The following is a 5,446-nucleotide window of genomic DNA, read 5'->3' as shown; positions in this document are numbered from 1 at the left end:
GGCCCAGGCGGGAGAAGTCATCGCGTCGCATCCGTGACCGCTAGTTTTCACCGTGGATCATCTTAAGAGACTCTTAAGTAACTGCCAAACGAATCCGCGGATTGAGGTGTGAGTCACACCGTCCGCGGAGGCGCCGGGACGACGCGGGCGCCGTGCACCGGGCCGCTCGCGGCGCGCACCGTCCGGCACACGCCCGCCCCCGCAAGTTCCGCGCCGACGTCGATCGCCGACTCCGCCGACGCGCACAGAAACGCGCACGTCGGGCCCGAGCCCGACACGATGCCCGCCAACGCCCCTGCCTCGACACCCGAGCGCAGGGTGCGTCGCAACCCGGCGTCGAGGCTCAACGCAGCGGGCTGCAGATCATTGCCGAGAAGCGGTGCGAGCTCGTGGGGGTCACCGGAGGCCAGGGCGGCGAGCAACGGTTCGGGGTCGTGGAGCCTGGCCGTCTGGTCGCGGCTGGCGTCGGCTCGCAACCTGTCGATCTCCCCGAAGACCTTCGGGGTGGACAGGCCGCCGTCGGCGAACGCCAGCACCCAGTGAAACGTGTTGCGGGCGAGCACAGTCGCCAACTGCTCGCCACGACCCGTGCCAAGCGCGGTACCGCCGTGCAGGGCGAACGGCACATCGCTACCCAACTCGGCGGCCAGGGTGTGCAGGTCCCGGCGCGGGACCCCGAGTTCCCACAGCGCGTTCATCGCCACCAAGACGGCCGCGGCGTCTGCACTGCCGCCTGCCATGCCACCCGCGACGGGAATGGACTTGTCCATGGAGATGGCGACGTCGGGCGGACGGCCGACGTGCTCGGCCATCAACTCGGCGGCGCGCCACGCGAGGTTGCGCCGATCCAGCGGCAGCGATTCCGAATCCTCACCGAAGCCCTCCCCCGACAGCTCCAACGACAGCACGTCGGCATTGCTCACCGTGATCTCGTCGAACAGGGAAACGGCATGGAAGACCGTGGTGAGCTCGTGGTAGCCATCAGCGCGGAGGTCACCGACGGCGAGGTAGAGGTTGACCTTGCCAGGCACTCGAACGGTGACGGACCCAGTGGACACCCACTCGGTGGCGATGTCTCCGTCAGACCAGGGCACGCCACGACATTAACGTCGCCACGCGGCGACAGGTACGGAAGTGGTGAGATACCCCTCGTTGATCCCGCCGCTTGGCGCCGCTGCCCGGCTACCACAGACTTACCACGCTAGTGTTTGCTCGGAAGGTGTGTCAAGGATCACTGCGACGCCCTTCCCGTCCGGTGGCGACCGCGGCCGGACCCTACTGTGATGAGGATGCTGGTCCCGTTGGACACGTTCGAGGACTACGTGATCGACGGCGTCATCGGCCACGGCGGTACCGCCATCGTCTACCGGGCGCACCACGCGGCGGCGCCCGAGACCCCGGTCGCCCTCAAGGTGCTCGACCCGCACCATCGCGATCCGGTGCACATGGCGCTTCTGCAACGTGAGTTCGAGTTTGCCAAGCGAGCCGCCCATCCCCACGTGGTGGCCATGTACGGGTGCGGTCCCGGATGGTTGGCGATGCAACTCGTCGGCGGTGGCACCGCCAGGAATCTGCACTCGCGACACGACCGCCTCACCGCCCTCGCCCAGATCGCAGACGCGTTGGACAACGCGCACGTCAAGGGGGTCGTGCACTGCGACGTCAAGCCGACGAACATCCTTGTCGCCGAACCGTTTTCCGACGGTGGCGCGGCACTCTCCGACTTCGGCATCGCCCGTTCGATCGCCGGGGGTCGAGACGTCAGGCCGACGCACGTCGAGGCATCCCTGCCCTACGCGTCACCGGAGGTGTTGCGCGGGCACGCACCGTCGGCGGCTTCCGATGAGTATGCCCTGGCGTGTACCGCGGTCGAACTCCTAGTGGGTTCACCTCCCTTTACGGCGAAGACGTCGATGGCGTTGATGAGCGCCCATTTGAACGACCCCGTCCCTCGGTATTCCCGCCGGATCGATTGGCTGCCGCGAGCGTTCGACTCGATCCTGGCCAAGGGCATGGCGAAGACGCCGGAACTTCGTTATCAATCCTGCTCGGAGTTCGTCAGGTTGATCACCAGGGCAATTGGGTGAGCATGCGATAACACCAGCAATACGTTTACTTAACTTGATCTTTACCGCTCACAGCGTCACCCAGGGTCGGTGCCAGCTAACTTCGGTAAATGACTACGGAATCCCCGGCAGCATATGACAATTCAGCGTTGGCCCATGAAGAAGAGGGCTACGACAAGGGTCTGAAACCCAGACAGCTGCAGATGATCGCGATCGGCGGCGCGATCGGCACCGGCCTGTTCATGGGTGCCGGTGGCCGACTCGCCAGTGCCGGGCCCGGCCTGTTCATCGTCTACGCGATCTGCGGCATCTTCGTCTTCTTCATCCTGCGCGCGCTCGGCGAATTGGTGCTACACCGGCCGTCATCCGGATCGTTCGTCTCGTACGCGCGTGAATTCCTCGGAGAGAAGGCCGCTTACGTCGCGGGCTGGATGTACTTCTTCAACTGGGCCTGCACCTCGATCGTCGACGTCACCGCCATCGCGCTCTACATGCACTACTGGGGTGCCTTCGAAGCGATTCCGCAGTGGGCGATCGCGTTGGTAGCGCTCGTCATCGTGCTGAGCATCAACATGATCTCGGTCAAGTGGTTCGGCGAGATGGAGTTCTGGGCTGCCCTGATCAAGGTGGTCGCTCTGGTGACGTTCCTGGTCGTCGGGATCGTCTTCCTCGCCGGTCGTTTCACGGTGCAGGGGGCGACCACCGGCCCTTCGGTGATCACCGACAACGGCGGAATCCTGCCCCACGGTCTGCTGGCCCTCGTCGTGATCACCTCGGGTGTCATCTTCGCTTACGCCGCAGTCGAATTGGTCGGAACCGCAGCCGGCGAGACGGAGAACCCGGCGAAGGTCATGCCGAAGGCGATCAACTCCGTCATCTTCCGGATCGCGGTGTTCTACGTCGGTTCGCTCATCATTCTCGCCCTGCTGCTGCCGTACACCGCGTACAAGCAGGGCACCAGTCCATTCGTCACGTTCTTCTCGAGCATCGGTGTGCCCGCTGCCGGCGACATCATGAACTTCGTCGTGCTGACGGCGGCCCTGTCGAGCCTCAACGCCGGGTTGTATTCGACGGGCCGAATCCTGCGCTCGATGTCGATGAACGGCAGCGCGCCCAAGTTCACCGCGAAGATGTCCAGCAGGGGCGTTCCGTGGGCAGGCATCGCGCTGACGGCCTGCTTCACCGTGGTCGGCGTCTTCCTCAACCTCGTCGTGCCCTCCGAGGCCTTCAACATCGCGCTGGACCTCTCCGCGCTGGGCATCATCGCGTCGTGGGCCACCATCGTGATCTGCCAGATCCAGCTGTACCGCTGGTCGCAGAGGGGCATCCTGGAGCGACCGAGCTTCCGGCTGTTCGGCACTCCCTACACGAGCTACGCCACCGTGGTCTTCCTGGCGGCGGTGACCGTCCTGATGTGCTGGGAGAACATCTGGAATCTGATCGCGCTGGCCGTCATCGTTCCGACGCTGGTGGGCGGTTGGTACGCCGTCCGCGGCCGCGTGCTGTCGGTCGCCCAGGAGCGCATCGGAATCACCGGCAACTACCCGGTCTACGCCGAGACGCCGCTGCAGGACGAGTTCTTGGCCAAGGACGCACGCGAGGCTGCCAAGCAGGCGAAGAAGACGGAGGACGAAGGCTAGAACAGAACGTCACCGACGTCCGCGTGTGCTGGGTGCCAGCCGCTCAGTACACGCGGACGTTGGGCGGCACGGGGGCGTCATCGGCGTCGTCGACCTCATCGGCCTTGCCGGAACGCTGCAGCAGCCTGACGAAGTCGGCGATGCCGAGAGTCTCGCCACGCCGGGCCGGGTCGATGCTCGCCGACAACAGCCGCTCCGCCGACTCGTTACCGGAGCCGGCCCACTCCGCGAACGCGTTGCGTGAGGTCTTGCGGCGCTGCGCGAACGCGACGTCGATCAGCTCGAACACCTTCTTGCGGAAGCCGTCCTCGGTGGGCCACGGCGAGGTTTCGTAGCGGTCGATGCGCACCAGGCCCGAGTAGACCCGCGGAATCGGCCAGAAGACCGTCGGCGACACCATGCCGTGGCGCCGGACGTTGCCGTAGAAACGGATCTTGGCGCTGGGCACCCCGTAGTCCTTGCCGCCGGGTTCGGCGGCGAGGCGCTCGGCGACCTCCGCCTGCACCATCACCATCACGGTGCGGATCGTCGGGAACTGGGCCAGAAGATGGAGCAGCGCAGGCACCGCGACGTTATAGGGCAGGTTCGCGACGAGCGCGGTGGGCTGCTCTTCGAGATCCGACGGCATCAGATTGAGGACGTCGCTGTTGTAGACCGTCAGCCTGTTGATCTCGCTGTGCGAGTGCTCGGCGATGGTCTTGGGCAGCTGACGCGCCAGAACGGGGTCGATCTCGACGGCCGTCACCTTCGCGCCGCGGTCGAGCAACGCCAGTGTCAACGACCCGAGGCCCGGACCCACTTCGAGGACCAGGTCGCTGCGATTGACCCCGGACGCCGACACGATGCGACGAACGGTGTTGGCGTCGTGCACGAAGTTCTGCCCGAACGCCTTCCGTGGCCGGAACTCCAGTTCCTTGGCCAGATGCCTTATCTCGGTCCGCCCGAGAAGCCGAATAGTCAGCGCACACCCAACCTTCCACTACACACCGGCCACGCGCCCCAACCTTGGCGCGCCCGAGTTACCTCAGCAATCGCGATCTGCTCTTCTCTCGTAGCCAGATCGGCTCGCTGAGCATACCGCAATCCTCCGTTGCGCTCCCAGGTGTTCTGGTCGAATTGGACACCACCGTAGAAGCCGTTGCCGGTGTTTATCGCCCAGTTACCTCCGGCTTCACAACTCGACAGAGAATCCCAAGTGGCTCCTTGAGTCACCTGGGGCACCTCGGTACCGGGCTTCGCGCCGATCCGAACCAGGCCATCACGTGCGGGATCGACGACGACATTGGCTACTGGCAACCTCCCCGTCTCCACTCCGTTGACGGTGGCGACGGCGTAGGTCACGTCCTGAGTGCCCGCCTGGCCCGGGTCCACGACGACCTGGCGGCTCATGTTCATCGTGACGTCGGGGACCTGTGCGTTCTTGGGCACCAGCGGCACCCTCTGGGTCTCCCTCGCGACGCGGACGCGGGTGACCTGGATCTGCATTCCGTCGATCACCGGAGAGCTGGCGGCGGGGACGACACTGTCGCTCTGCTGCAGCGGCACCCCTGCCGCCTCGAGGAAACCGGCCACGTTGACCGCAGCGAGCCGAACCGTGCTGAGCACTCCGGCGTCGTTGATCTGGGCGGTTCGCGCGCCCACTACCGGCAGTGACATGCCCTCGAGCGGAACGCGACTGCCGCGGGAAGCCGCGGCGGGAGCGGTGTCGGTCATCGACAGCTGCTTGAGCGCCTCCTGGAC

Annotated in this window: 5 protein-coding genes; 2 read left to right on the top strand and 3 right to left on the bottom strand. The window is 65.5% G+C overall.

The window, feature by feature from the left end; translation table 11 throughout:
- Positions 1–113: 113 nt before the first annotated feature.
- Entirely contained in the window at positions 114–1,094 is a 981-nt protein-coding gene (locus tag ACRDUX_RS31465) for a 4-(cytidine 5'-diphospho)-2-C-methyl-D-erythritol kinase (protein ID WP_526419865.1), read from the bottom strand.
- A gap of 195 nt (positions 1,095–1,289) precedes the next feature.
- Between ACRDUX_RS31465 and ACRDUX_RS31460 the strand changes: the two genes are divergently transcribed.
- A complete protein-coding gene (locus ACRDUX_RS31460; protein ID WP_526419863.1) occupies positions 1,290–2,087 on the top strand; it encodes a serine/threonine-protein kinase in 798 nt (265 codons plus the stop codon).
- 89 nt (positions 2,088–2,176) lie between these two features.
- Positions 2,177–3,706 (top strand): amino acid permease, encoded by a 1,530-nt coding sequence (locus ACRDUX_RS31455; protein ID WP_526419861.1) that lies wholly within the window; start codon positions 2,177–2,179, stop codon positions 3,704–3,706.
- Between the two features lie 43 nt (positions 3,707–3,749).
- On the opposite strand, the gene rsmA is transcribed toward ACRDUX_RS31455, so the two are convergent.
- Both rsmA and ACRDUX_RS31445 read right to left on the bottom strand, forming a co-directional pair.
- Positions 3,750–4,667, bottom strand: a complete 918-nt coding sequence (gene rsmA, locus ACRDUX_RS31450) for a 16S rRNA (adenine(1518)-N(6)/adenine(1519)-N(6))-dimethyltransferase RsmA (protein WP_526419867.1) — start codon at positions 4,665–4,667, stop codon at positions 3,750–3,752.
- The coding region (locus ACRDUX_RS31445; protein ID WP_526419859.1) for a transglycosylase family protein at positions 4,664–5,446 on the bottom strand (783 nt) is incomplete at its 5' end. The genes rsmA and ACRDUX_RS31445, both read right to left, overlap by 4 nt.

It is taken from the genome of Mycobacterium sp. (assembly GCF_050701675.1).
In the GTDB taxonomy this organism is placed as follows: Bacteria; Actinomycetota; Actinomycetes; order Mycobacteriales; family Mycobacteriaceae; genus Mycobacterium.
This window is presented reverse-complemented; position numbering and strand designations above follow the sequence as displayed.